Source organism: Actinotalea ferrariae (genome assembly GCF_019733465.1).
In the GTDB taxonomy this organism is placed as follows: domain Bacteria; phylum Actinomycetota; class Actinomycetes; order Actinomycetales; family Cellulomonadaceae; genus Actinotalea; species Actinotalea ferrariae_A.
Window position 1 is genome coordinate 1 of sequence record NZ_JACVQL010000374.1, and the last position, 2,266, is coordinate 2,266.

2 pseudogenes are annotated in these 2,266 nt (G+C 73.0%); both read right to left on the reverse strand.

The window, feature by feature from the left end:
* Nucleotides 1–813 (reverse strand): annotated as a pseudogene (locus ICW40_RS19950) (hypothetical protein); the annotation flags it as partial.
* Between the two features lie 296 nt (nt 814–1,109).
* A pseudogene (locus ICW40_RS19955) lies at nt 1,110–2,266 on the reverse strand (hypothetical protein); the annotation flags it as partial.

Here is a 2,266-nt window from a genome sequence, read left to right on the forward strand (position 1 = left end):
GGCCGGAGCCGGGGCGGGCGCGGGGGCCGGGGCCGGGGCGGGCGCGACGGCCGGGCTCCCGGCGGCGGGCACGGCCGTGAGAGCGTCCCAGCGCGTCGTGACGGGCGCGTTGCTCGCCGAACCGGAGAGGTACGAGAAGATGCCGACCGAACCGGGCTTCTGGAGCGCGGCCGTCGTGTCCGTCGCGGAGACCTGCCAGGCGGACGGCTCGCTCGAGCCGTTCTTCCACGCCTTGGCCTTCACGGTCGTCGGCGAGGTGCCGGTCACCTGCACGCGGACGTTCACCGACGTGCCGCTCGCGTACTTCAGGGAGAGGGGCGCCGAGTCGAGGTCGCTCTCGCCGCGGGAGGCGACGAGGGTGACGGTGCCGTCGGCCGCGATCTTCAGCCGGGCACGGTAGTCGCCGGCGGTGCCGACCTGGCGGCCGATCACCGAGAGGTACGCGGTGCCAGCTCGGGGAGCCTTGTCCAGCGAGGTCCGGACGCGCAGGTCCGTGCTCGTGGCCGAGTAGTCCTTGAGACCGGCGGAGGCGGAGGCACCGGCCTTCAGCACCTGGTGGCCCGCGCCCGAGCGCACGGCGAGCGAGCCGCTGCCGGACCAGGTGCCGCCGGCGTTCGCCTTGCCCCAGCCCGAAACGACGGTGCGGGAGAACTGGTCCTCGGCGCCTGCGGTCGCGGCGGCCGCAGCGGACGGCGCGACGAGCCCGGCGAGGGCGACGGCGGCCGCGACGCTCGTGGCCAGCAGGCCACGACGACGGGCAGGACGGGTGGTGCTGGACGGCGCGATGCTCCGGCCGGTGAGACGGTTCCTCATCATTGCTCCTGTGGATGGGCAGCACCGCAGGAGGGCACGCACGCTCGTGGCGTGCGCGTCCTCAGGCGGACGTGCCGGTGGGCGGCGGGTACGCCGCAGGTACGTGGGTGGGGGTGCGCCCGGCGCCCTGTCCGGGCGAGCGGGGGCAGACGCGATCGAGGCCCGATCACGCCGCGAGGCGCGCCGTCGGGGGTCGGACGGCGGGCGGCAGGGCGGCCGGGCAGTCAGCAGCCGGGCAGCCGGGACGTCAGGCAGGCGGACGGTCGGCCGTCAGGCGGCTGAGCGGTGGGACCGGCTCAGGGTGCGGTGGAGGTGCCGCTGTCGCGGCGCACCTCGACCGGTGCGCCGTTGTCGGCGTACACGTTCCCGGTCGTCACGGCGGTCGTGTCCGGCGTCATGAGGATGGTGAAGAAGTTGCTCTTCCCAGCCATGTACGTGTTGCCCATGTCACGTGCGAACTTGTTGTCCGTGATCGACCCGAAGTTCATCGCACCTACCCGGTCGCGACGCTCGATCTTCAGCGGGATGTGCCCGCCGTCGAACCAGTTCTTGCTGACCGAGGCGCTCGTGACCGCGTTGACGTTGGGCGTCACGATGAGGCCGAACCCGGCCTGCTGGACCTTGTAGTTCTGGGTCCCGGCCGTCTTGGAGCGCCACGCCGACAGCGTGTTGCCGACGATCGTGATGTTCGAGCCGCCCTGGATCTGGATGCCGTCGTTGTGGGTCTGGTTGTCCGAGTGCGTCGGCGACGGGGAGAAGTAGGCCAGGTCGTGCACGTAGCTCGACTCGATCCGCACGTTCGCCGTGGCGGCGTGGGTGTTGAAGATCCCGAACCCGTCCACGACGTTCCAGGTGTTCACCCGGCGCGCGGTGTAGTCGTGCCCCAGGACGCCGTCGATCCAGTACGACGGGGAGTCGGGGACGAGCGTGACGTCCTCGACCACCAGGTTGCGCACCTTGGAGTCCGTCGCGTTGATCAGACCGATGCTGTACGAGCCCGGGCCCGAGCCGCGGACCCGCGAGTTGCGGATGGTCACGTCGGCGGCCTTGACGTTCACGAACCCGTAGATGTCCAGGTTCTCCAGCACCGTGCCGGGCTGCGTCACCGTGATGTCTCCGCGGTGCACCGTCAGCTTCGAGCCGGCACGGACGCCGGTGTTCGACGCGTCGGGCTTGACCGTGCCGGGGGCCACGGGCGTCCCTGCGCCGGCGGGCAGCGGGGCCTGGCCCAGCGCGAATGCCGCAGGCCCGGTCTCGCTCGACGCGACGGGCTCCGCGGAGGCGGCCACCTCGGTCGCTGCGGCGACCTGGACGGAGACGGCCGACGTGGCGGCGGGGACCGGCACGACCTCGGCCTCGGCGGGGAGCGCGGCCGGCGTCGCCGCCGCGCCGCCGTCGAGGGCGGGGGCCGGCTCCGGCTGCGGGCTCTCAGCGGGCTCGACCTCGACCGCGG